Annotated in this window: 20 protein-coding genes; 2 read left to right on the forward strand and 18 right to left on the reverse strand. The window is 50.5% G+C overall.

Features of this window, described 5'->3' with window-relative positions; translation table 11 throughout:
• Positions 1-285: 285 nt before the first annotated feature.
• The gene (locus tag ACJJI5_RS21870; protein ID WP_445355166.1) at positions 286-1512 is read left to right on the forward strand and encodes a tetratricopeptide repeat protein; all 1227 of its coding nucleotides are present in this window, start codon (positions 286-288) and stop codon (positions 1510-1512) included.
• A 6-nt stretch (positions 1513-1518) separates the two neighbouring features.
• Here ACJJI5_RS21870 and ACJJI5_RS21875 read toward each other — a convergent pair whose 3' ends face one another.
• The 11 genes from ACJJI5_RS21875 to ACJJI5_RS21925 form a co-directional block, all read right to left on the reverse strand.
• Complete coding sequence (locus ACJJI5_RS21875) at positions 1519-1884, reverse strand: thiol-disulfide oxidoreductase DCC family protein (protein ID WP_444895347.1); 366 nt, start codon at positions 1882-1884, stop codon at positions 1519-1521.
• Positions 1885-1918: 34 nt separating this feature from the next.
• Positions 1919-2386, reverse strand: a complete 468-nt coding sequence (locus ACJJI5_RS21880) for a cupin domain-containing protein (RefSeq protein WP_282934505.1) — start codon at positions 2384-2386, stop codon at positions 1919-1921.
• 53 nt (positions 2387-2439) lie between these two features.
• A complete protein-coding gene (locus ACJJI5_RS21885) occupies positions 2440-3843 on the reverse strand; it encodes a rhomboid family intramembrane serine protease (protein WP_445355167.1) in 1404 nt (467 codons plus the stop codon).
• Positions 3844-3981: 138 nt separating this feature from the next.
• Positions 3982-6144: a mechanosensitive ion channel family protein gene (locus ACJJI5_RS21890; protein WP_445355168.1), complete on the reverse strand. Its 2163-nt coding sequence runs from the start codon at positions 6142-6144 to the stop codon at positions 3982-3984.
• 99 nt (positions 6145-6243) lie between these two features.
• On the reverse strand, positions 6244-6816 hold the full coding sequence (locus tag ACJJI5_RS21895) for a DUF6515 family protein (RefSeq protein ID WP_445355169.1): 573 nt from the start codon (positions 6814-6816) through the stop codon (positions 6244-6246).
• A 127-nt stretch (positions 6817-6943) separates the two neighbouring features.
• Positions 6944-8200 (reverse strand): PepSY-associated TM helix domain-containing protein, encoded by a 1257-nt coding sequence (locus tag ACJJI5_RS21900; protein WP_445355170.1) that lies wholly within the window; start codon positions 8198-8200, stop codon positions 6944-6946.
• Between the two features lie 77 nt (positions 8201-8277).
• Positions 8278-10377, reverse strand: a complete 2100-nt coding sequence (locus ACJJI5_RS21905) for a TonB-dependent siderophore receptor (protein WP_445355171.1) — start codon at positions 10375-10377, stop codon at positions 8278-8280.
• A 238-nt stretch (positions 10378-10615) separates the two neighbouring features.
• Positions 10616-11734: an efflux RND transporter periplasmic adaptor subunit gene (locus ACJJI5_RS21910; RefSeq protein WP_444892661.1), complete on the reverse strand. Its 1119-nt coding sequence runs from the start codon at positions 11732-11734 to the stop codon at positions 10616-10618.
• Positions 11731-14826, reverse strand: a complete 3096-nt coding sequence (locus ACJJI5_RS21915; RefSeq protein ID WP_445355172.1) for an efflux RND transporter permease subunit — start codon at positions 14824-14826, stop codon at positions 11731-11733. The genes ACJJI5_RS21910 and ACJJI5_RS21915 overlap by 4 nt, the downstream gene beginning before the upstream one ends.
• A 231-nt stretch (positions 14827-15057) precedes the next feature.
• Positions 15058-15873 (reverse strand): LytR/AlgR family response regulator transcription factor, encoded by an 816-nt coding sequence (locus ACJJI5_RS21920; protein ID WP_445355173.1) that lies wholly within the window; start codon positions 15871-15873, stop codon positions 15058-15060.
• 4 nt (positions 15874-15877) lie between these two features.
• Positions 15878-16966 (reverse strand): sensor histidine kinase, encoded by a 1089-nt coding sequence (locus ACJJI5_RS21925; protein ID WP_445355174.1) that lies wholly within the window; start codon positions 16964-16966, stop codon positions 15878-15880.
• A gap of 121 nt (positions 16967-17087) precedes the next feature.
• On the opposite strand from ACJJI5_RS21925, the gene ACJJI5_RS21930 reads away from it, so the two are divergent.
• Complete coding sequence (locus ACJJI5_RS21930) at positions 17088-17558, forward strand: EVE domain-containing protein (protein WP_445355175.1); 471 nt, start codon at positions 17088-17090, stop codon at positions 17556-17558.
• Here ACJJI5_RS21930 and ACJJI5_RS21935 read toward each other — a convergent pair.
• From ACJJI5_RS21935 to ACJJI5_RS21965, 7 genes are all read right to left on the reverse strand, one after another.
• On the reverse strand, positions 17555-17746 hold the full coding sequence (locus tag ACJJI5_RS21935) for a DUF3094 family protein (protein WP_445355176.1): 192 nt from the start codon (positions 17744-17746) through the stop codon (positions 17555-17557). The two genes, ACJJI5_RS21930 and ACJJI5_RS21935, sit on opposite strands and share 4 nt — an antisense overlap.
• Before the next feature lie 109 nt (positions 17747-17855).
• On the reverse strand, positions 17856-19637 hold the full coding sequence (locus ACJJI5_RS21940) for an acyl-CoA dehydrogenase C-terminal domain-containing protein (RefSeq protein ID WP_445355177.1): 1782 nt from the start codon (positions 19635-19637) through the stop codon (positions 17856-17858).
• Between the two features lie 175 nt (positions 19638-19812).
• A complete protein-coding gene (locus tag ACJJI5_RS21945; protein ID WP_444934754.1) occupies positions 19813-20178 on the reverse strand; it encodes an HIT family protein in 366 nt (121 codons plus the stop codon).
• A gap of 118 nt (positions 20179-20296) precedes the next feature.
• Positions 20297-20779, reverse strand: a complete 483-nt coding sequence (locus ACJJI5_RS21950; RefSeq protein ID WP_444934753.1) for an HIT domain-containing protein — start codon at positions 20777-20779, stop codon at positions 20297-20299.
• Positions 20754-21761, reverse strand: a complete 1008-nt coding sequence (locus ACJJI5_RS21955) for a S66 family peptidase (protein ID WP_445355178.1) — start codon at positions 21759-21761, stop codon at positions 20754-20756. The genes ACJJI5_RS21950 and ACJJI5_RS21955 overlap by 26 nt, the downstream gene beginning before the upstream one ends.
• Positions 21762-21844: 83 nt before the next feature.
• Entirely contained in the window at positions 21845-22735 is an 891-nt protein-coding gene (locus ACJJI5_RS21960; protein WP_444934752.1) for a hypothetical protein, read from the reverse strand.
• On the reverse strand, positions 22732-23829 hold the full coding sequence (locus tag ACJJI5_RS21965; protein ID WP_445355179.1) for an amino acid--tRNA ligase-related protein: 1098 nt from the start codon (positions 23827-23829) through the stop codon (positions 22732-22734). The genes ACJJI5_RS21960 and ACJJI5_RS21965 overlap by 4 nt, the downstream gene beginning before the upstream one ends.
• Positions 23830-23979 lie beyond the last annotated feature (150 nt).

Consider the following 23979-nt stretch of genomic DNA (forward strand, 5'->3'; position numbering starts at 1 on the left):
TACTTGATGATTGCACCGCCACCGAGTCGACAGATAAACTGTGAACCAAGACAAAATAACTATTAAGTAGAGAAATTCGTTAGGGAAGAATAAATGGCTGATTCCTGCCACTATCACACTAGCAAGACTGCATCCTGGCAGTGCCAGCCCTGCAACCGTCAGTTCTGTGGCGAGTGTATTCCCGGCTCCAGCGCAAATTATCACGAGCAAGGACCCGACTGTCCCCTTTGCCGGAAGAGCCTGGAGTATATTGGGGCCAGTAACAGTGCAAAACCATTTTGGCAAATGGGACTGTTTTATTTCCTTTATGCTCTCAAACCAGGTCCATTAACTCTGATGGCGGTAGCCGCTGCCGGAAGCCTGGTAATTACCTCCATTGGGCTTCTCAGCCTCATTGCATTAGTGGCAGTTGTGGCGGTGGTAGTCCGTTACAACCTTTTAGTGATTGAAAAGCTCGCCGCAGGCCAACGGGAAGCCCCGGCTCTTACGGAGGCCCTGGACGGAAATGGGGCTGTATTACTCCTCAAAGTCGTCGGAATGACGCTGATTGCAATATTTGTCGGTTACAAACTTGTGCAATCTACCGGCAGCCTTGGAGTTTTAGCTATTTATATGGCAGTGCTTTCTTTTTTAACGCCAGCTTCTATGATTGCCCTGGCTATCACACACAGCTTGAAGGCAGCAATCAATCCACTTAAGTTACTTGAATTTACTTTGGTTATAGGCTGGCCTTATTGGTTGTTATTAATTATTACTAATGTCATATCTTTCGCTCCAACCATTTTAATGGCTATTGTTAGCGACAAGCTTCCCTCCTGGGCAATTATGCCAACAACAGCAGCTACTGTTACTTACTTTTACATAGTCTCAAGTGCAGTAATGGGTTATATCTGCTTGACTCGACAACAAAAACTCGGGGTAGCTGCACTGTACGAAGATGACGACAATTACTTAGAGGAAAATGAATTCCTATGTAAACGAGCTCAGGCAGAAGCACAAATATTTTTGCGTGAAGGAGATTTCACTAGCGCTCGTCAGGCTTTAGTCGAGGGACTGCGCCGCTTTCCTAGCGACGAAATACTAAACGAACGCTATTACCGTCTGTTATTAGCAACCAAAGATAAAAAAGCCCTACTGGAGCTGGGGCCGCATCTTTTAGAGAAATTTGTACAGATAAATCGTCCACACAAAGCGGCGGAGCTTTATATAGCTACAGAGCCCACTCCAGCTGTGCGCAAGTCTGAAGTTCGCCACGCTATCGCGCAGGTACTATATCATCAACATAAATACCAACTTGCTGCACAACTATTAAATAATCTACACAAAGAAGCCTATCCACAGCTTGACGCCGCCTACCTGTTATTAGCTCAAGTCTATATCGATGGATTAGGCCGGGAAGACTTAGCAAAAAAACTGCTTCACTTTCTCCGACAGAAATTCCCCGACAGCGCCTTTCGCTCTCAGATCAACACCTTGTGGAACGTATTAAACTCGACAGCAGATATACATTGAGCACGACTACCAGTGCTTGAAAGCTCGATTCCAGAGATACAACCCTCTTGCAAAAATATTGTAAAGGATATTTAGGCACCACCTCAGGCCAGGGAGCTTCGACACCTTGGCCTTCCACAATTCCTTGGGGGAGTTCTCCCAAATCGTAATAAAAGCTTCGTAGCCTACTTTCAGATTTCCATCCGCATCCAATACATGCAACCGCTCACGGACAAACTCTAAATCTGTATTCAGTTCCTTCGCTTTATCTTCATCAATATGAACATCCTCCCAATCCACTTGGCAGGAGTTGGACTTTTTCTTTTGTGCTGAAATTCCTGCGTTACAGACTGGACAAGCAGAATTATAAAAAACCCGAATCTTTTCAGGCATAAGCTAAAAATCCACTCTTTTCTACCGGCGAAAACTACTTCGGGTGGTCAATATTATCGCGGTTCACCAACTCCCAGGGTAAACCATTATTTCGGTAGATCCGCTGATTTTTTTCTGGGTAGTCGGCAACATCATGTTGTAGTCGCTGGCCTACAACTATGCAACGCAAGGTCACTTCTCCCACATTGCGCATCACATGAGCTGGGCCACCAGCGGGGTAGCCAATAAAATCCCCTGCAGAAACCTGGTGGTGATCGTCACCAATACGCACATCGGCCCTACCCTCCAGGACATAAACACATTCGTCTTCAAAATAGTGACAATGGAATTCTGTGGATTCATAACCTGGCTCGATTTCGATCATATGGAAACCAAAGCCGGATATGCCGATAAGATCACCCAGGGACTTGTTTTTACGCACCGCATTGGCATTGAGGAAATGTACCTTGCGCTCCCCCTCCATCCCTGCAATTTCGGTCCCGGTCAAAATATAGCGACTCACTCTGCCCCCAATACATTACTTAATTATTTATAAGACATACCGAATTATGTTCTTCAACTTGAGGCAGCCATATCTTGGGTCATCTCTTTCACCTCGCGCGCGCGGCCTTCCTCACCCAGGCGACGATAGTAATTGACCAGAACCATTCCCAGCTTGGGAATCAAGGGGTGATTCACTCGCTGCTGTTTCAAGTGGCGCAGTAATTCCTCTAGCCACGGCCAGTCCTTTTCCTCCGCTGCACGCCGTGCCATCAATAAATTTGCCTTTCCGGTGAGCGCCTTTGGACTTTTTGTTGCCGCCAAGTAGCGGCGATAGCCACTTGCCAGGGTATGGCCATCGATCTCCAGATTTCCTGCCTGGGCAAATAAAGCGAGATTGGCCCGGTGGTAACCTTCACTCTCTGGCGCCGCTGAGGTCAGTTCTATATAGCGCTCAATCAGTGTTAACGCCTGTGGATATTGCCGCACCGCTGAGGCTGCCGCTTCAGTGGCTTCCAGGATTTTTCCCTCTTCCAAAAAACGATCAATCCGCGCCAAGGCTACCCTTTGGGGGGACGGGGCCTCCTCTTCCTCCGGCATAGGTTCCACCATCGGGCGCCAGTACAACACCGCCAAAGTCAGGGCAAAACCCGCAAGTAAACCACCAGTATGGGCCCAATAGGCAATGCTGGCATCTCCATACAAATAACCGAAAATCTCCTTACCCAACCACAGCGGTAACACCAGCAGCGCCGGTGCACTGAATTCGCCAAACATAAAACCAATGGTGTAAAAGAAACGTAGCCGGCGCACACCGTAAACCGCGACGAACATGCCCATAATTGCCGAGACCGCACCGGAGGCACCCACCATCGGTACATGGCTGCCGGATTCCACCAGCACATGCAGACCTGCTGCCGCCAATCCTCCCACCAGGTAAAGCCCTATAAACCACACCCCTCCCAGGGCTAGTTCAACAGACAAGCCAAACAACAGCAGAAACACCATATTGCCAATAAGGTGATCCCAGCTACCGTGTAGAAACATATGGCCAAAGGCTCCAGCAATACTCGGGTCAGCCGGTATCAGCCCCAGTGCGTTGCTACTGACCCTATCCCGCAGTTGGGCAAACTCCTGCCTCTGTCGTAACCACTCGGTCTCACCCTCTGCTTCGAGCTTCGGCAACAGCCAGTGGTGGAATTCAGGATTACCGAGGGATTCCCGGTAAAAAAACTCTTCCCCTTCCACACCCATCTGCGCTCTCCACTCTGGGTGCATTTCATTGACATACACAAGAAAGCGTTGCTCTTCGAGGTCCGGTAAGTCACTCTCAAAATAGTAATCTTCAGCTTCCTGCCAGCGAGCTTCATCCCCCCCTTGATAGAAAACAAACATCAGCAAGTTAAGGGCAATCAACGCAAAACACATTAATGGCGGCCGGCGCCAGTCGGGTTTGTTTTGGATGGGGATGATCAGCACGGGCTTCCCTTATTGTGATTTCATCAGCGCCCTGAGAGAAAACGCAGTAACACCGGTAAATGAACTTGCACCGACACAAAGGCCAGTAGACTGAAAATACTATGAAATCCCGGAGGTGTCATGCCAGCCGGACCCCAGTTACTTCCTGGCGGTACGGCCAATGATCGCCGGAACATCCCAACTGCGCAGATGCAGATCTCTCTGAGGGAAAGGTACCTCAATACCCTTATCGCGAAATTCCCGCAACAACTCCAAGTTGTACAGGGCATAGGAGTCTCCCAGGGAAGTCACCATATTGCTGTTGACCCACACCACCAACTTGAAGTCGAGGGCATTATCTCCGAACCCCATCAGCCACACCTCGGTTTTTCGCTTCCAGTCGGTATGGGTGATATTGACTCGAGCGGCAGCTTCCAGGGCAGCTTCCCGCACCAAATCTGGGTCCGAGGCATAAGACACACCAAAGGGTACGTGAATACGGCGCACAGGGTCATCCAGTGTGTGGTTAATAACCCGGCCCGCAACAAACTCAGTGTTGGGCACCAAGATATCCACATTGTCCCGCGTGGTAATACGGGTTGAGCGCACGCTGATATCGCGGATGCGGCCAAAAACGCCCGACTCCAACTCCACCAGATCACCCACTTTGAGAGGGCGCTCAAACAGCAGAATCAAACCGGAGATAAAATTCGAGAAGATCGCCTGGAGCCCAAAGCCAATACCTACCGACAGGGCTCCAGCGACCAGGGCCAACTTGGAGGTATCCAGGCCCAACATGCTGAGCACCACAATCAGGGCCGCGGAAATAAAGATGTAATGCAACACCCGCCCAAGATTGTACATGGAGGATTCACTGGCATGCTCCCTGCGCACAAGCCGGCGCAGGAAGGCCTGGGTGAGTCCAGACAATAGCCAGGCCCCCACCAAGACCACAATCATCTTGGCGATCAACCGCAGGGTTATCGGGTTCTGGGCAACAGTAAATAACTGATAATCCGCCAACTTACGCCAGCGGTTATAAGCTTGTCTTGCGCCCAGTGCGACTCGTTCGCGCACTGTTGCCCACCAACCCTGGCGCTCCTTGTAAACCTCCAGCTGGGCCTTTTCATAGCGCTGAATATCCTGCTCGAGGTCATTGGCGCGGGCCAGGCCACTGCCAATACGCTCAAAGTAAGACCACCAGCGACTCAGGTCTTCGTTCTCTTCATCTTCGCGCCAGGCCACCACCTGGCGCTGGCGCACCGCCAGCTCCCGCGACGCACTTTCAATCACAGAGTTGGCATTTTCCAATAAATCCCGACTGATAATCAGGGGGCGCTCTTCGCCCTCTTCATTCAGGACCTCATTGATGGATTGCAGCAATTCACTTTTGCGTTTTTCCAACTGCTCCTCCAACAAGTCCACTTCAAGCTGCATCAGGGTGAGGTCTTTCTGCATATTGATGGTGGGGTCAGTGGAGGGTTCTGTAGTGCTTTGAATACTGGTGCGGGTCGCAGAAATACGTTCGATTTTCTTTTCGTTTGCGGCGATATCCTTATCTATTTCCTCTGCATCTTTACTGGAGTAGACGAGGGTATCCAGAAGTCTCCGCAATTTAATTTCCGCGCTATTAATTTTCTCCCGCCAGGTTCCCAGGAAAGTATTAACAGTACTCAGCTGCTCAATAATATTTAGGTGATTTATTTGAGCTAAAAGTAGAGCCTGCGCCGCCTCATCCTCCTCTCGTCCACTGGAATCCCGCAGTACAATCACTTGCTTACGCAGTAAAGACAGCGACTGAGACTGGGTTGATTTAAGTTGGCGAGCCTCCAGTTCTACGCCTTTTAACCTACGTCGGCCACGGCTGATGGCAGAATCGGCCTTGGCCCAGTTCAATACCGTTGGGCTTTCTGGAAAATCCACATCCGGCATTAAAGGGACTTTCAGGTACTCCTCTCGTTTTTTCCAGGTAATTGCGATCCCTTGTAAACTTTGGCTAATCTTTTCTGCACCGTCCTGTAAGGCCTCATCCTCCGGCAAATCCTTTTCCCACTCCTCCCAGCTCTTTGTGACCAAGCTAAGCCATTCTCGTCGCTCTTCGGGAGAGGCACTGGTCCATCCAGTCCACCAATCTGCAGAGGGGTCAGCAAAATCCGGAACCTCCGGCTTAAACTCCTTGGGTTTACTACCGGGAAGCTGGGCGACACTGGAAACAGAGAGACAGGCGACGCTAAAGAAAAGGAGAAATGAAAGGGCGAGGTGAAGAAAAGGAAATTCTTTGCCGGCACTACAACGAGGGATGAAAAGGCTGGCACCCGGCATAAAATACTTCTATCCGTGAAAAAATCCGGCACTAATAAAATAGGCGCCTACTGGGCCATATTGTTCAGTGTAGCCCAGGGACTTCCCTGCCCCATGCATTTACCTGAAGCGGCGACTTTGACGCAAACATTTCCTGTATACTTTGCGATATTCACGCATAGCCCGCCTGGTTGTTTTACCAGGCTCACCCGTACGGCGCAGCAAATTTGCCGCCCGGGCTTCACAGTAAATATCCCAATCCTTACGATCGACTCGTTTACCCTCTGAGCGGTGCCGCAAATGGCGGGGCGGATACGCTCGGGGGTATATTTTCTTTTTCGGAGCTAGGGGATTGCGATTAACATGCTGCCAATTGGGAGGGGGCGTGACCACCACATATTGATTGTCCCTGGGGTCTAATAAGAAAAAGGTACCATTACCCGCAAGCATATAATGCTTGTTACCCAAGTTAATGGGGGTTCCAAAAGGTACTCGGGAGACCCGAGCTCCCAGAGGCGGCTCAATCCGAGTATAGGCATCGGGGCCTTTGCGGTAGAAATAACCATTTTGATAAAAAACTGTCTGGTTATTCACTTCGATAGGCTCAGCTCCGGGAGGCAGGTGGTCCGATCGAACCTGAGACTCCGAAACAGAACAGAAGAATACAAGAAATAGGGTAAGCAGGGATCGCATGGCTAATATCATCAGCAAATTGCAATCCGCTAAGGGTATGGTGCGAACAAGTCATCCCCAAGGCTATCCCAAGCGGTAACTAGAGCGCCATTAATTGCTCCAATTACCACTGGTCTAACCAATAGAGTTATACAGCAGTACTCGGCAAGGGAGACCTGCTATCCATCCGACTACTGACTGCCACACGACGTTTACGTAACCAGATTAAAACTCCAGTCACACTCAACATCGCAATCACCACCCCCATAATTGAAATCAGTATGCGACCAGGGAGACCGAGGATCCTACCGGAATGCACAGGGAATTGCGCCTGTACAAATAAGTCTGCTGCCGTCCCTTCCCAGGGGATAAAGTCTCCGAGATATTCGCCGCTGTGGCCATCAAAAAATAGAGCCTTGTGACCAACCCCCCCGGCACCATGCCCTGCGCTGGCATCAAAAAATTCAGCCCGATATATCCCCCACTCCCGGGCATACCACAGGGAATTCAACGGTTGCTGCCAACCAATCTGCGCAGCTTGGTTTTCTCCAATCGCGGCTATATCCCGAAAAGACAACGAGGGGGTAATTGGATTGCTGTGATCGTTAGGTGTGCGCTCTTCCAAGGGCGACGGAGTCACATCTGATACCAGCGACATCAGGGGAAAAAATACTTCTCGATAGAGATTCAGCGAGAAGGCCGTAAATGCAATTGTCAGCAGCAGCACCCAGGTCCACAGACTGAACGCACGATGTAAATCAAATGTGAGCCTGGCACGCCCAGCGCCGGCCTTAATCATCCATGCGGGCTTCCAGCGCTGCCACCAAGTCCGAGATGGCTTTCGGGTGGATTTCTTGCGGCGAGGTAAAGTCACCGCTAGTCCCACAAAGCAATCGATTGTCCATACCAGTGCAATAACGCCCAGCAGCCAAATCCCCCAGTGGTCAGTGCCCCAAAATTCAGGGATATGAAAGCTGTAATGCAGCTTGTACAAAAACGACATCAGGGTTTCAGTTGTTATTGGCCAGACACGCCCCCATTCGCGCTTACCAATAATTTCCCCATTGGTCGGATCGACAAATACCTGGTTGTAATCCACCGCAAAGAATTGACCGGTAGCCGGGTCAATTCGAGGCTCTACCCAGAAATACTGGGTGTGCCCAGGCTCCTGTACCAATTCAAAGTAGGATATTTGGACTTGCGGCAAGGACTCTTCAAGCCGTTCTGCCAACTCGATAGAGGCTAAGGGTTCGCCGCTGGAAGTAATTTTATATAAGTGGGGATTAAGCCACTCATCCAGTTCGTGATCCCAGGAGATAATAGCGCCGGTTAGCCCGGTGACTATCAGGAAGACCGCAGTAGCAAGCCCCAGGTAACGATGTAAAAGAACCAGGGTTTGACGCATAACATTTACCTAAAACTAAAAAACAGAAAACCCGGCATAAGTACCGGGTTAAACTGCAACGGAGTTAACTAAGCGCCTTAGTAGCGCCAGCTCACACTCAACTGTGCCTGACGCGGAGCGCCGTAATAGCCCTGGGTCCAATAGAGGCTGTTGATATATTTCTCGTTGGTCAGGTTATCAATATTGAGGCCAACCGTTAAAGCATCAGAAATATCATACTTGGCAAAGGCGCTGAGCAACGCATAGCTATCCTGCTCTACACGAACACCCTCGACAGGCTCAATGTAAATATCATCCTGCCAATTGATACCGCCGCCGAACTTCAAGCCTTGAACTTGAGGTAAATCGTAGGCCACGGCCACCTTCAGGGTGTTGCGCGGAATATAAGTGCGGACATCCTCACCGTCATCACCCACCACTTCACTTAAATGAGTGAAACCAAAGCTGATATTGAAATTCTCGGTAATAGCACCGATTAATTCCAGCTCGGCACCTTTAGTGGAGTAATCGAGCCCATTATAGGTATTTACACCATCAACAGTCCCAGCAAACTCGCCAAGATTATTCAGGTTGGATTCGAACAGTCCAAAGCTGCCTGTTGCCTGTCCGCCTGCAAGGGAGTATTTAACCCCGACTTCGGAACTATCCCCCTCTGCGACACCTAGCGGTGTAAATTCAGGGCTAACCCAAGACTGAGGAGTAAAGACTTCGGTAAAGCTACCATAGAGGGAGAAACTATCGTTCAAGTCAAAAGTGGCCCCCACATAAGGAACAGTTTGATCCGCTGAAGTGTCAGCATCAACGCCATAACTGTACCCGGACTGCTCCACTTCCATTTTGCGCGCACCGGCCAATAGGGACAGGCTATCAGTAACGTTCAGGCGAGTAGCAAAGTATAAAGACTTGTGCTCTTGATCGTCGTAGTGGCCAGTGTAATAAGCGTCAGTATCGACAAAGTCAGGCCGCGCCGTTGTGCCATTAGCCCAGTCACTGCCAAGAACCGGATAGCCGTCGGAGTAGCTGTAGAAAGATTGGCCGCTTAGTTCGATATCTGCATAGTTGGCACCCACCACCAATTCGTGGTCGCGGCCGAACAAATTGTAAACTCCTGACAGGAATACATCCGCAATCTTTTGCTTTTCATCCAACTTGTAGCCAAACGCATATCCATATAAACCCAGTTCGGTTTCTCTGTCTGGAGTGCCGTAGACATACATCTCCTCGACATCCATATCGATTTCATTCTGGGTCAGTAATGCAGTAACGGACCAGTTTGCGGAAAGATCCTGCTTCAGTTCAACAAAAGTCTGGGCTCTGTCTACATTGCGGAAAGCCCAGTCCGGTGCCGTGCTTGTGGAAATATCGTAATCGGTAGCGCTGCCATTGGTATAGAAAAGTGGCAGGGCACCGGACATGCTGCCATCGGCTTCACTGCGATTTTGGCTGTGGCCTAAGGTCAGGGTGGTGGAATCAGTCAAATCTGCTTCCACAATACCGTAGTAGACACTGCCGTCAGTTTCGTAGCGGTCAAGATAAGAGTCAGCCTGATCCTCTGCAACCACCAACCGTCCTCGGACGTTATCACTGATAGAACCTGAGATATCTCCCTGGGTGCGCAAACGTCCCTCTTCACCGACAATCAGATCTACACCCGCCTTGAACTCTTCTGTCGGACGCTTACGGATAAAGTTAACCGTCGCGGAGGGGTTAGCCAGACCTGTGGTCAGAGCTGCTGCGCCCTTCACCACTTCAACCTGGTTGAATATCGCGGTGTCTTGATGCCCATGGGATAAACCAGAGGAAAAGGGAACACCGATTCCATCGTATTGGAAGTTCACAATATCAAAGCCGCGAGCGGTGTAATAAGTACGATCCGTCTCTACGTTCTCTACGGTTACCCCAGGGGTATATTTCAGCAGCTCATTAATATCCAGTAGGGCAAAGTCCTGGATTTGAGCCTGGGATACAGTTGTTACCGTTTGCGGAGTATCGTAAACAGATAGGCTTAGGCGAGAGGCAGTACTGGTCTCCTCCTGCTCTCCGTAGACACTGACTTCTTCCATGGTTTCAGCAGTTTCGCTTTCAGCAGACCAAGCAGAACTTCCCAGCGGGGCGAGCACGGCGGCAGCAATCCAGGCTGACAGCGCTTTTTTCTTCATTAAGCCGTTAATTTTCATCGGCTAAAACCTCATTCCAAATCAGCGAACGGTGCAGGGGCACCATAAACGGAGCGGATGATATTTGAAGAAATATACGCCAGTCAATGCGAATGATTATTATTTAGTCGATGTACCCACAAATAGTTTGGATGGGGAGGGAACATCATTGCTTGGTGAAAGATTAGGAGGGCCAGGGCGATCACAAGCAGCGAGTCACCCTGTATTTGATCAGAAGGCCTTCAGGGAAAATCAGGAATTAGCCACTGCCCGCCTGTAATGGCTCTTTATCTCGCACCACTTCCGACAGCACTTTAACTTCCTGTCCAGGCTGCAAGCGCTCAGCACCACGCACTATCACACGATCGCCCTTAGTGAGATCACCGCTTACCGACACCCATTCACCATCGCCACTACCGATACGCACAGATAATCGCTCTGCCTTATCCTCCTCGCCCACTCGATATACGAAGGTATCGCCATTTCTTAAAACCAAGGCATCCCTTGGCACAGACATGGTGGCCTGCGCCTGCGCAATGGGCACAGAGACCTGTACCGGCATACCGACAATCCAGTCCCACTGCTCCGGCGCACTCTGTGGCAAAGTTACCATCAGCTTAACTCGCCGGGAGCGGTCGCTGGCCACAGGCACAAATTGACGTACCCGGCCGCTAAATAATTGATCATCCACCCGTGCCTCTCCCGGCAGAGAGACAGAATCACTGCGTAGCGCCACTGTGTCACCGATGCGAATCAGCGGCAGGGCCGTCAGGGGAATATCCGCCTCCACTTCCATCTGTGACATATCCAGGGCTCGCAGTAATTCCGAACCAGTGCGCACATATTCTCCCGCCTGTAATTCGCGGCTCACCACTAAAGTGTCAAAGGGCGCATCAATGGCTGTTTTAGATAATTCATAAGCTCGACGGTCGCGCTCAATTTGAGCCGCAATCAGATCCTGAGCCATTGCCTCCCGCTCAGCCTGCTGCTCTTCCAGTGCAGCTCGGGAGGTACTATTGGTTTCCGCCAACTTACTCAGTCGATTTAACTGAGCATCCATATAGGTCAACCGCGCACGCAATTGTGCGATACGGCTGTCACTGTTGCGCAGCTGTAATCGCCAATGAGTACTGTCCAGCTCGGCTAGGCGCTCACCCTTTTTAATAAAGCTGCCGGGTTCAGCGACAAATTCCAACACACCATCCAGTTCAGAAGACACCAGGATATCCCGTCGGCTCACCACCTCACCTGCAGACCACTGGCTCGGAGCAATTTCCCGAACTTGGGCCCGATCCACCAATACCGCAATAGGATCGCCCTGTGCCCAAACGCCATTGGCGCCCAGAGATAAAACGATACCTGCGAGCAATTTCTTCATTGTGAACTCCTCAGGGCAAACCTTTCGCGCATAGCCGTAAATTTGGGTAGCGGCAGGCTGCCGGTTTGCAGTAATGCCGGCAATAAAACCAGGGTAAAGAGCGTGCTCACTGCCATGCCGCCCACAATCACTGCGGCCAGGCCGCGGTAGATAACACTGCCCTCACCGGGAGCAACCAACAGTGGCAACATGCCAAACACACTGGTCAGGGTACTCATAAAAATAGGGCGCAAACGCAGGCGTAAAGCCTGCTCTACAGCGTCCACCCGAGTGCTACCCGCCATTTCTGCCGCTCGCGTCTGGTGTACCAGCAAAATAGCATTATTCACCACCAGGCCTAGCAATATCACAAAGCCAATCATGGTGAGCAGATCCAGTGGTTGGAAATCGATCAAGTTTAAAATTTGTAGCGCCAACACGCCGCCCACTGTCGCCAGGGGCACGGTGAGCAGTACCAGAGAGGCATCCCGCAAGGAGCGGAACAGTGCACTCATCAGCAGGAATAAAATTAGCAGCGCTAACAGGAAATTCTTGGAAAGCGAAGCCAACGCCTTATCCAGGTCACTGGCATTTCCTCCCACCAAAATACTCCCGTCAGCAGGCAGAGCTTCGCGAATCTTCGGCAATACATCCGCCTCCAGCTGTGCGCGCACCTCTTCAAGGGACACATCTTCCGGCGGTACTATATTCAGTGTAATAGTGCGCCGACCATCGACCCGGCGCAAACTGCCCGGCCCCACAGTCCGCTCCACACTGGCCAGCTGACTGAGTGGCACCACTTCTCCACGGGGCGTTACCAAAGGCGTATTTTGCAGTTGTTCGGGAGTACTCCAGGGCTGCGCTTTAAAAATAATATCCAGGCGCTTTTCACCGTCAAAATACTCGCCGACATAAAGACCATTGCCTAGCGTTCGAACCAGTCCGCCCATATCCTGGCGATTCCAACCCTGCTCCAGCATTGCGCGATCATTGGGGCGCACTGTCAATTCAGGTTCTGATAAAGATAAGCCTGGGTTGGTCTGCACCGGCGTTCCCGGCATCACCTCTTCAACAACCTCAACCCCAAGGGCAGCCGCACGCATCAATGCTTCGGCATCACGGGATTGCAGATGTAAAGCAATGTTTCGGTCACCACCGAATTGGCCAAACAGATTACCCCGGGCGGCGAATCCCTGGAAATCAGGAATATCCACCAGGATTTCTTCCCGCAGGATTCTCTCCATCTCCTTGGCTTGATCCATATCCTTAACCCGCACTCCCATAGTGCCGCCATTGGGCCAGGTGATCACGTAGTAGTTCTTCAGGGCTGGTTCGCGCTCACCACTCATGTAGGGTGCCATGCGCTTATCCAACTCGTTGACGATTTCTGTTTCTAAAGTTTTGGTATTAGTGGATGCAGGGAAATTCATCCACACATCGACTGCATCCCTTTTTACCGGCGGTAAATAATCCAGGTTTGGTAAGAATAAATAAGTCGCAGCCATGGGCATTAATAAAAGCCCCCCGATCACCTGCCAACGGCGGGTCCTGGTACTCGTCAAAGCCATTACCCGCGCGGTTATTTTTTCCCACACTCGGGAGAGACGGTCTTCAGTAGAGACAGAGGGTAGCCACAGACGCGCGGCCAGGGGAACCACGGCCACCGCAACCAGCAGGGAAAACACCACAGCCACGGCAATAGTCAGGGCCAGGTCACCGAAGACCTGCCCTTCGACACTGTTAAGGAAAAATACCGGTAGGAATATCGCAACGGTTGTCGCAGTACTGGCCAACAGTGCACCCCACACCTGGCCTGCACCCTGCTCCGCAGCCTCCTCTGCCCCCCGACCTTTTTCTCTCAGGCGCACAATATTCTCCAACACTACTATCGCAGCATCGAGCACCATACCGGTAGCAAAGGCCAGTCCCGCCAGAGAAATTACATTCACGCTGCGGCCTGCGGCCGACAGCACCACAAAGGTCGAAAGTAATGAAATTGGAATCGCTGCGGCAACGATCAAGGTCGCACGCATGCGCCGCATAAACCACCAGAGCACTCCGACAGCTAATACGATACCTAAAATCATATTACCGCCAAGCAGATTTAAAGCCCGGTAAACAAACACCGATGCATCAAATGATTGCACCAGCACAAGCTGCTCAGCTTTCAATTTAGTTTCATTCAGCTCAGCGACTTTTTGCTTAACCCGCTCCAAAGTAGCCAGCATATTGGCATTGTTGGTACGGTTAATACGGAGAGAAACTGCCGGGTTGCCATTTTGCGTGGTGACACCGCGCGACTCTGAAGGCCCCACCTTGACCTCGGCAATATCGCCCAAGCGCACCGGCTGTCCATTGCGCCACTCCAACACCAATTCGGATAAGTCTTTGGGCTCATACTCGCCGACAAAGCGCAGGGTATAGCGACGCCGTCCCACGTCGGTAAATCCGCCGGAGACATCCCGGGCAGACGCCAGCTGCCGACTCACTGTAGGCAGCTCTACTCCCAGTTCCGCTGCTTTCCAGGGATCAAAAATAATCTGTAACTCTTCCTGTGCCGCACTCCCAGACTGGGCCTGGACACTTGCAACTCCGGGCACCGACTCCAACTCCGGGCGCAGTACATCTTCAATCAGGCCAGCGTAGTCATCCAGGTTATTCTGGTTATCAGGTAATTTTTGCAGAAAGAAATAGGTCAGTGCTGTGGCATCGCCACCCCAGCCACCCAGCATTACTCGCGGTGGCTCCGCATCCCGGGGCAGTGGCGGCAGGCTGCTCATACGGCTGATAACGTCAATTAGCACCTTATTCATATCGGTGCCCATGGCAAATTCCAGATTTGCCCAGGCGCCGCCGCGACCGGCGTTGACTTGCATCATTTCCAGACCGGTGAGGCCCTGTAATACAGATTCGATCGGCTCGACAATTTCCGCCTCCACCTCTTTCGGTGCGGCCGCTCTCCAGCCCGCCTGAATAGCGATACGAGGATTGTCGATATCGGGGAAAAGTTGAACCGGCAGCTGGCTGGCGAGGAAAGCTCCAAGCAGAACAGCCATAACCACTGCGACCCCCGCAGCAGCGGGATTCTTTAAAGCGGCGCGTGTTAATGCCATTACTTCAGCCCCAGTTTTTTATTGGGACTGAAGGCTAGCGTAATATGAATTCCTTACAAGGCAGTTGCGACTAGTTGCCAGGAAAATTCGATCAGGCCATGAAAAGCCCGTTTATTCGCCAAAAAGAAAACAAAAATTCACAAAATGAAATCCATGCCTTAAAAGGCAGCGTTACAGTGGAAAACCCACCAGCTTTGCTGCCTCACCTGAGAGCCATAAAAAATTTATGGATCAAAGGAAGTGCTGGACTTTATTTTTATAGCTGCGGCTCATTTTTAAACACTCGCCGCTATCTAATACCAGATGGTATTCGCCATTAATATGGGCACGTATTTCCCTTACCCGACTTAAATTGACGATGGTTGACCGATGAATGCGCTGGAAAAGTTTCGGGTCCAACTGCTGCTCCAGCTCTTTCATGGTAATACGCATCACATGAGTCTCACCTCGAGCATGTACACACATATAATCACCGGCAGCATCGATCCAATCGATTTCGCTGGAGGGCACTAAAGTTATTTTGCCCGCATCTTTCACTGCAATTTTGTCCGGATAGGCACTGCCGGCAAATTGCCCGCTAACCAGTTTCTGCTCCAGAGCCTCCGGGGATTCCTTGGTCAGGTCGGCAACAGCTTCGAGTAGTTGCTCTCTTTGGTTAGCGATATCAGCGTTGGCTCTCTGTTCTCTGACTCGGGTAAGGGCCAACTCCAAGCGCTCTTCTTCGATGGGCTTTAGTACGTAGTCCACCGCATTGATTTCAAAAGCCTCTACCGCATACTGGTCGTAGGCCGTGACAAAAACTACATGGGGAAGGGAATCCACAGGGATCAGCTGTACCAGCTGCAAACCGTTCACGCCGGGCATCTGGATATCCACAAATGCTACATCGGGCTTCAACTCCAGTATTTTCTCCAGCGCATCGCGACCATTGCCACTCTCTGCAACTACCTCGATATCAGCCATTTGCTCCAGGCGCAGCCGCAATCCGCGACGAGCCAGGGGTTCATCATCGACAACGATCGCCCTCAGGGTCTCTACTCCACTCATCTCTTTATTCCTGTTCAAAGGGAATGCGAATATTCACCGACAAGCCCCCCTCCGGGCGGTTGCGGAAACGCACTCTCTGGTCATCGCCGTAAAGGGCCTTAAGGCGCTCACAGGTATTGCGAATGCCCACTCCGTAGCCTTTGCCAATCAGGCGCAGCTCTTCTTCCGACATACCGGGGCCGTTATCGCTGACCTCCAACAACAATTCGCCGGCGAAAACCCGTGACTTGATGTCAATCTCACCGCCCCACTCCAGTTGTGAAATCCCGTATTTGATCGCGTTTTCAACCAGCGGTTGCAACAACAGGCTCGGCACCAGGGCCTGGGGGGACTCCCCCTGTAAATCCAGATTCACCCCTAAGCGATCGGCGAAGCGCACCTTTTCAATGTCCAGGTACAACATCAGCGCCTCAACTTCCTTCGCCAGGGTGACCTTCTGCATGGGGTCATTATCCAGGGAATGGCGCAGGAATTGAGACAGGCGCGTCACCATATTGTTGGCCGTGCGCCCGTCCTTATCGAGGATCAAGGTGGAGATTGCGTTGAGTGTGTTAAACAGGAAGTGCGGATTCAACTGGTAACGCAGCATTTTTAATTGAGCCTGGTGCGCCATTGATTCCGCCCGCAGCGCCTTCTCCTGCTGGGCCTGAGAGGAGCGGTAATACTTGATGCCGTAATAGAGCGCCGCCCAGGTCATCAGAATCAGAAATGAATAGGTGAACCAGTAGATAGCCAGGAGTGCCGGGTGCTCATCACCATCGTGGCCATAAAGCCACAGGGAGCCGGCGAATTTTATTGCTGCCCAAATCACTGCCGCCATTACCACCAGCAGTAAAGAGCCTAGCAATCGCAGTGCTGGGGGCTTACTCCACAGGCGGTGGAAACCCAAGCGCATGCTCTCGCTGAGAACAACCCCCGCAGTAGTGGCAACAATGATGTAGCCCGAGTGAATCCAGTGGTCATTCACCCAGAAAAAACTGCCCACAAAGGTCAACAGCGTATAGCCCCCCCAACCAGAGAGCTGCAAGGCCCAGTACTGTGAACGACGACTGGCCAGCTTCTGTGAGAGCCACTGAAGTGTTTTGCTTCCCATAATCTCCCGCTTATTGGGTAAAAATCTATGCGCCGATTTGACACTAATCGGCAGCTTCATACTAAATGGCGTCGAAAGCCGGCGAAACACCAACCGGCGCAGCAAAGAGACAAACTGCCGCATGACCTACTGGTTATTTAAATCTGAGCCCGATGAATACAGCCTCCAGGACCTCGCTGCCGAATCCAGCGGTTGCGGTCGCTGGGATGGTATCCGCAATTACCAGGCACGCAATTTTTTGCGCGATAAGGTGAAGGAAGGAGATGGCGTGCTGTTTTATCACAGTGCCTGTAAGGTGCCGGCAGTTGTGGGCACCGCTGAAGTGGTTCGCTCTGCCTACCCCGATCCGGCCCAGTTCGACCCAGAAAGCAAGTACTTTGACCCCAAGGCCAGCGAGGATAAACCGCGCTGGTACTGCGTCGATATTCGCTGGCGAAGTGAGTTCCAGCGGCCGGTGCCCCTCGCAGAAATCAAGGGCATCCCCCAGTTAGCAGAGATGGTGCTGGTAAAACAGGGGCGCCTGTCTATCCAGCCAGTTTCCGGTGACGAATGGCAGCTACTCCAGCACTTGGGAAGCTCCACACCGCGCTAGACGATACCTTTTGTCTGGGCGATGTACAGGCTCAGCAACGATAGCAGCGTCAATAACGCTAACAAGCCGAGTAACAGTACCCAGGGGCGGAAAGGTTTGCGCTCGACACTGTTGATGCCGGACTGCAGGTATTTATCGACCTTTGCTTGGTCTTCGTCGGAGAGTTTCTTATCGGAGGGATCTATCATGGGCACTTTTGCTCGTTATTTTTGTGCCCTGAGTTTAGGAGAAAGCCTTCTACAGCTCCACAAAAAAGCCCCGCAATGCGGGGCTTTTTAACACTTTCGCTGGGAGCTGTTAGAACAGCTCTTCCTCCAAGTCCATCAAGCTAGCGCTGCCTGCATTGACACTGCCGGCCAATGCCTGGGTGCGTGGCAACAGGCGAGCAAAGTAGAAGCGCGCAGTCTTTATCTGGCCGCTGTAGAAGCTATCCGCTTCTGCGTTCGGCAGCGCTGCAGCCACAATTTTCGCCCACATAAAGGCGTAAGCGACGTAGCCGAACAGGTGCAGGTACTCTACAGAAGCCGCACCCGGTGCGTGGGGGTCTTGCTGAGTGGCGGCAACCATATTCTCAGTTGCTTCACGCAGGCGTTGCATCTCAGCGATAAGCGGCTGGATAAACTCTGCCATTTCCTCGCGATCAATCTGGGCATCGATAAAGCCCTGTACATCTGCAGCAAACAATTCGAATAGAGCACCGCCAGTGGCTACAGTCTTGCGGCCCACCAGATCCAGAGCCTGGATACCATTGGTTCCTTCATAGATCTGGGTAATACGCACATCGCGCACCAACTGTTCCTGGCCCCATTCGCGGATATAACCGTGGCCACCGAAGACCTGCTGACCGAGGATGGTGCAATCCAATCCCATATCAGTAGTAAAGGCTTTGGCCACCGGGGTCAGCAAGGCAACCATATTCTCCGCGTTCTTTTTCTCTTCACCCTCGCCGAACTTGGAAATATCCAACCACTTGGCCACGTAAGTGGACAGAGCGCGGCCGCCGTTCACCAAAGCTTTTTGGGTGAGCAGCATGCGGCGCACATCCGGGTGCACAATGATGGGGTCTGCGGCTTTCTCCGGCTGCTTGGCGCCCGCTGGAGAGCGGCTTTGGATACGGTCGCGAGCGTATTCAACAGCATTCTGATAGGAGCGATCTGAAGCGCCGAGGCCCTGGATACCGACACCCAGACGCTCGTAGTTCATCATGGTAAACATGGCCGCGAGTCCTTTGTTCTCCTCGCCGACCAGCCAGCCTTGGGCGCCGTCGAAGTTCATCGCACAGGTAGCGGAGGCCTTGATACCCATTTTGTGCTCGATCGAGCCACAGTTCACATCATTGTGCTCGCCGATGCTGTTGTCTTCGTTCACCTTGTATTTGGGCACCAGGAACAGCGAGATGCCTCTCGGTCCCTTGGGTGCGTCTGGCAATTTTGCCAATACCAGGTGAATTATGTTTTCGGACAGATCCTGATCACCGCCGGTGATAAAGATCTTGCTGCCGCTAATGCTAAAGCTGCCATCGCCACGGGGCTCGGCCTTGGTGCGGATAATACCCAGGTCTGTACCGGCGTGAGGCTCGGTAAGGCCCATGGCACCAGCCCAGGTTCCCTCATACATCTTGGGCAGGTATTTTTCTTTCAGCGCATCACTGGCGTGGGCATCAATTGCCAGGCAGGCGCCGTTAGTCAGAACCGGGTAGAGTGCAAAAGAGATATTTGAAGCATTGATCATCTCCTCAACCTGAGCGCCCAGCATTTTCGGCATACCCATGCCGCCGTATTCCGGGTTGCCCAGCAGTCCACCCCAGCCGCCTTCACAGAAGGTGGTATAGGCTTCTTTAAAGCCTTTCGGCGTGGTCACCACACCGTCATTCCACTGGCAGCCCTCTTCGTCGCCAGTGCGATTGATCGGATCCAGGGTGTTGGCAGCCAGCTTGGCCATCTCTTCGAGAATCGCATCTGCGGTCTCACGATCTACCGCTCCAGCCAACCCGGGCAATTCCGCCCAGAGTTTTTCCGCAGCAAATACCTCGTGAAGTAGGAAGTTCATCTCCCTTAGTGGCGCCTTATAGTCGGCCATGCTCCCGGTCCTCATTCAAGTGTTTCAAACGCTCGTTTGAATCTAGGGCCGAAGCGCCCTAATGTCAACAGTCTCGGGCTTTGAGGAACCTGACAAGCACTCAGTTCTAAAGAGTGGGAACAATCTGTTGAATGGATGCTGTACCGCTCACTAGAGCCGGCTGAAAAAACTGCTGCTAGTCTACATTGGCGCTCCTTCGCAGTAGAACGCTGACGAGTTCGGCTAACTTATCCTCAGCTAATAGTGGAATCTCATCACTGGGTACAAATGAATAGGGCTCATCTGCATATCGCGGGATGATTTGCACATGCATGTGATCTTCAGACTGGCCTGCGGACACTCCGGAATTGCAGAATGTATGAATACCATCTGGCTGAAATGCCTCTCGCAGAATATCAACACCCGTTAGGATCAAATTGCTGACATCTGATAAAACTACCGAGTCACAAGCGGTAAAATGATTCGTGTGCAAAGAAGGGATTACTAACAATGCGCCTTTACTGCGCTGCCTCGGATTTACCGCCAGGCAAGCGTGCTTCATCTCCTTTACCAGCGGAACACTCGAATGCATCAGTGTACATAGCGGGCACGGCCTTCGAACTCGAAACGTATAAGGCACAGCAAACTCAATACAAGTTATGATCGTTTTATAATAGGGGTTATTTCGAGAAATTGAGAGCACCGCGTAGACGTGCAGCTTCCTTCGCCCTCTCCGGCGAACTCCATTGCGGACACGAAAAAATATCCGTATAGCGATATTTTCTACCCGCTTTCCTGTCACTCCTGGGGACAATCTCCCAAACTAAGTGAAGATAGGATCGCCCCGTAATTCCCCCCCAATCACACCAGACATTGGTACCATCCGGATCATAGAGGTTTTCTACTGCAAAAGTAGACTCCCTGACACACTTAAATAGATCGCGGAACTCACTCTGATTGAATGTGGAAAAATCCGTATGATAGGCGTGAGGCACCACCACCACATTCCCCCTAATTCTCGGACGTATCGGTATTAGTGCGGTCGCAACATCATTTTGACAGACAATAAATTGCGACCTCTCCCCCGGGGTACTCAAGCAATAACCGCATGGGCATCCCTGTTTAGACAAAAGTAAGTTAGACAATTGTGATACGAGCCTCACTACCTTTCATTACACAAACATTAGCCAAAACGCCGATTGGTAAAGTCAACATGGGATCTGTATGCCCAAAGCTTAGATTCGCCACTATTGGAAAGTCGAAATCTGCACAAGCCTCAAGAACCGTATCTTTTAGCGTGACGCCGGCAATATCAGTGCAATATGGAGAGCGTCCAATAAGCATACCTCTAACGTGAGAGAGTATCCCTGATTGACGCAGATGGGTAAGGGCACGACGAACCCTCTCTAGTCGCGCTTCTTCAGCATGGGCCTCCCAGAAAAAAATAATATCTGAGGGGATATTAAGATATGGCGTACCCACAAGCATATTTAGCGTCTCTATATTCCCTCCAAACAATATCCCCTCACCCAGCCCTTCTCGATAAACTATTCGGTGACTGTCTTTTCCCATCAAACGGCGCCGTCGCGGACTTTCACCCCAGTCCGTAAATTCACGAGTCCATGCAGCAGGATCTCTTAGCTCTGTCAAGGTCTCATTATTACCAATGGCAGAAAAAAGGTTCTCGATCGTAAAAGCAAAAGGCTGAGGGTATTCGCCAAACTGGGGTAACAGCGTGGGGCCAAAATAAGTAGTCCATCCACTCAAACTAAAAATACCTAAAATCAAGGCTGTCGCATCGCTGTTGCCAATTAACACTTTGGGGTATTGGCAAACAATATCTCGATTCAAGTGTTCTAATATTTCAGCTGAGTTGAATCCTCCAATTGAACACATGATTCCCGCAATCGAGTGATCGAGTAATAAACTCTCAAACGCCTGAGCCCGCTCCAATGCAGTCCCTGCCGTAAACCCTCTTGAAAAGCACACCTGCTCCGGCAGTACAACCTTTGTATTCAAGGTTCGCTCCAAGGCTTTGACGCTCCGAATTAATCGGTCAGGATATTTACTTACTACATTTGAAGAGGGTGAATATATTGCTATCGCCTTTCCCGGTATTAACTTAGGATAAAACCTGTTATTCATATTGATAGCGTGAACTTTTCATTTCGAACATTGTTTCTCTGGGCTTATGCCCAGAGCGCCCAAAGTTTACCGACATTGCATCATTATTCAGGCCAGTCAATGGTTAGCCCCTGCCGTCGTAACACATCAACAAGCTGATTATATTTTTGCTCCTCTAGTAACAAATCAGACTTTCCTATTTCATTAACCGCTCGCAGGAAAATTTGATGAAGGCTAGCTTGACTCAAATAAAGATCCTCAGGCTTCAAAGTACGAGGGTGAGTGTTATGAAGTTGTTCTACCCAGTCGGTCGGCAATCGCTGCTCTAATCGCCGATCCCCCTGTAATTTAACACCTGTAGCCTGTTGAATAAGTGGGATAATGGCATGTTTACGTGTAAAGGCGAGAGAGTCACAAGCAGCCAAACTCTCACCTCTTTTAATTTTTGCAAATGTATACCAAAGCCATCCACAATAACGAGGAATAATATCCTGCACTGACATTGATTCCGTATCAGGCATGGTGTTTTGGTTGATAGGAATATCTTTACGCAAGACGATGAATGGTTCTTGGATACAGCAGGGAGGATCTGCACAATACAAAAAACTTATATCTAACTTTACAATCCAGTCATCTTGTCGAGTATAGAAAACAAGTAAATTTGGGATTCCCGCATGCACAGCAGAGAATGTCACGCAAATATTAAAATACCGGGTGAACATCTGCTCAAATTCAGCTCTGGCCCTATTGAGTGGATTAGTCGACTCATAGACTGCCGTGATATCCAAATCACTAAAAGCATCGGCTTCACCAGATGCGATGCTTCCACCTATAGTTATAGTCACTGGTGCATCTTGTTGATTTGCCCATGAATTGATAAATGAAAGTATGGGGTGTAAGTGCTGAGGTACTCTATCTTCAGCTAATCCCAGTGAGCTAATTCTTACCTGATTAGAAATATTGTAACTTGAAGGGTCCCTATCGAAAGAACTCATGGTGACAATTCAAATCCATTTCTACGAGGTAATATCTGGAGATCCCGAATATCATCGTGTTGGAGCACCCACATCAAAAATCGCTCAACACCCATGCCAAATCCAGCCGTTCTCAATGGGTAAACCCGCTTCATATTCGTATACCACTTATAGGATTCTGGATTTACCCCATGTACCTTCATAGCTGTGAGAACGGCCAGATCGTCAACATGTCTCTCACCACAACCAACCACTTCGCCACATCCAAATAAGAGATCACTATTTAATGCGCTATAGCCGTTTTTATCCATGGCTTGATAAAAAGGAACAATTCCATGGTCCCACTTGGTAACCCAAACAAAGGGGCCAATAGTTCTGATAAGCTCTCGCTCTCCCGCTCTAGTAAGATTTCGCCCGTAATCCGTTTTATCGATAAACTCCGGTTTGTCCTGAAGAAGCTTGGCGGCTTCATCAAAAGTAACAGAATTAAAAGTTAAATCTCCGTTTGCCACTGACTCTAAGTGACTTAAGCTGCCGATTGCTCGTGTAATTGACTCAGCTTGCTCCCTAAGTATCGCTTCGCAAAGCACACGGATATATCCTTCAGCCAAAGACATAGCCTCATCCAAGTCGCCACTAATTTCTACCTCGCTGTGCATAAACTGACAGAGATGTGTAGCGTCCCAGTCCTCCCCACGAAATGACGGCATTAGATAATAAGCGCCCCGAGGCTTCATTCGACAACACAACTCAAGCTGAAACTGCATGGAGTCGGCTAGATATGTTTCCTGACCATTTAATTGAATACTCACAGGAATTGAGTCACTTCCCAGCCCAACTGGGCTCGAAATACTACCAGTCGTAACAGGTAAGTGAACGGTTCCAATTCCCTGGCCTCGCCAGAACATTGCTGTCTCTCGAGTAAGTATGTCTTGCAAATCTACCAGCAAGTTAAACCAAGAATTATTTGCTAGTTTCAAGTATCTGCTGGGATCTTCAAGAATCGGTGGTTGCCAGCCATTTGTATGCTCATTCGTAGTCAATTTCCCAACCCCAATCAAAGAGATATCCCCATAAGAATATATCCATCTACTTTTTACTGCTGGACGATACAAATTTTTGGTGCGCGTTTTGTTTCCCCCTTTAATAAATCAATAACGCAAATCCAATAACGGCAATAACCGAGTCAGGAAATAATGAAAAATTAGAGAAAATCACGCCAGCTTTATCCAAATAACTACATAGACTATAAATTAAACATTGTC

The organism is Microbulbifer maximicatervae (SeqCode) (genome assembly GCF_052467955.1).

Excerpts from the sequence above, each read along its gene's own strand:
- ACJJI5_RS21870 (WP_445355166.1), top strand. The coding sequence starts at position 286 with ATGGGACTGTTTTATTTCCTTTATGCTCTCAAACCAGGTCCATTAACT.
- ACJJI5_RS21875 (WP_444895347.1), bottom strand. The coding sequence starts at position 1,884 with ATGCCTGAAAAGATTCGGGTTTTTTATAATTCTGCTTGTCCAGTCTGT.
- ACJJI5_RS21890 (WP_445355168.1), bottom strand. The coding sequence starts at position 6,144 with ATGCCGGGTGCCAGCCTTTTCATCCCTCGTTGTAGTGCCGGCAAAGAA.
- ACJJI5_RS21895 (WP_445355169.1), bottom strand. The coding sequence starts at position 6,816 with ATGCGATCCCTGCTTACCCTATTTCTTGTATTCTTCTGTTCTGTTTCG.
- ACJJI5_RS21900 (WP_445355170.1), bottom strand. The coding sequence starts at position 8,200 with ATGCGTCAAACCCTGGTTCTTTTACATCGTTACCTGGGGCTTGCTACT.
- ACJJI5_RS21905 (WP_445355171.1), bottom strand. The coding sequence starts at position 10,377 with ATGAAAATTAACGGCTTAATGAAGAAAAAAGCGCTGTCAGCCTGGATT.
- ACJJI5_RS21910 (WP_444892661.1), bottom strand. The coding sequence starts at position 11,734 with ATGAAGAAATTGCTCGCAGGTATCGTTTTATCTCTGGGCGCCAATGGC.
- ACJJI5_RS21915 (WP_445355172.1), bottom strand. The coding sequence starts at position 14,826 with ATGGCATTAACACGCGCCGCTTTAAAGAATCCCGCTGCTGCGGGGGTC.
- ACJJI5_RS21920 (WP_445355173.1), bottom strand. The coding sequence starts at position 15,873 with ATGAGTGGAGTAGAGACCCTGAGGGCGATCGTTGTCGATGATGAACCC.
- ACJJI5_RS21925 (WP_445355174.1), bottom strand. The coding sequence starts at position 16,966 with ATGGGAAGCAAAACACTTCAGTGGCTCTCACAGAAGCTGGCCAGTCGT.
- ACJJI5_RS21930 (WP_445355175.1), top strand. The coding sequence starts at position 17,088 with ATGACCTACTGGTTATTTAAATCTGAGCCCGATGAATACAGCCTCCAG.
- ACJJI5_RS21935 (WP_445355176.1), bottom strand. The coding sequence starts at position 17,746 with ATGATAGATCCCTCCGATAAGAAACTCTCCGACGAAGACCAAGCAAAG.
- ACJJI5_RS21940 (WP_445355177.1), bottom strand. The coding sequence starts at position 19,637 with ATGGCCGACTATAAGGCGCCACTAAGGGAGATGAACTTCCTACTTCAC.
- ACJJI5_RS21945 (WP_444934754.1), bottom strand. The coding sequence starts at position 20,178 with ATGAAGCACGCTTGCCTGGCGGTAAATCCGAGGCAGCGCAGTAAAGGC.
- ACJJI5_RS21955 (WP_445355178.1), bottom strand. The coding sequence starts at position 21,761 with ATGAATAACAGGTTTTATCCTAAGTTAATACCGGGAAAGGCGATAGCA.
- ACJJI5_RS21960 (WP_444934752.1), bottom strand. The coding sequence starts at position 22,735 with ATGAGTTCTTTCGATAGGGACCCTTCAAGTTACAATATTTCTAATCAG.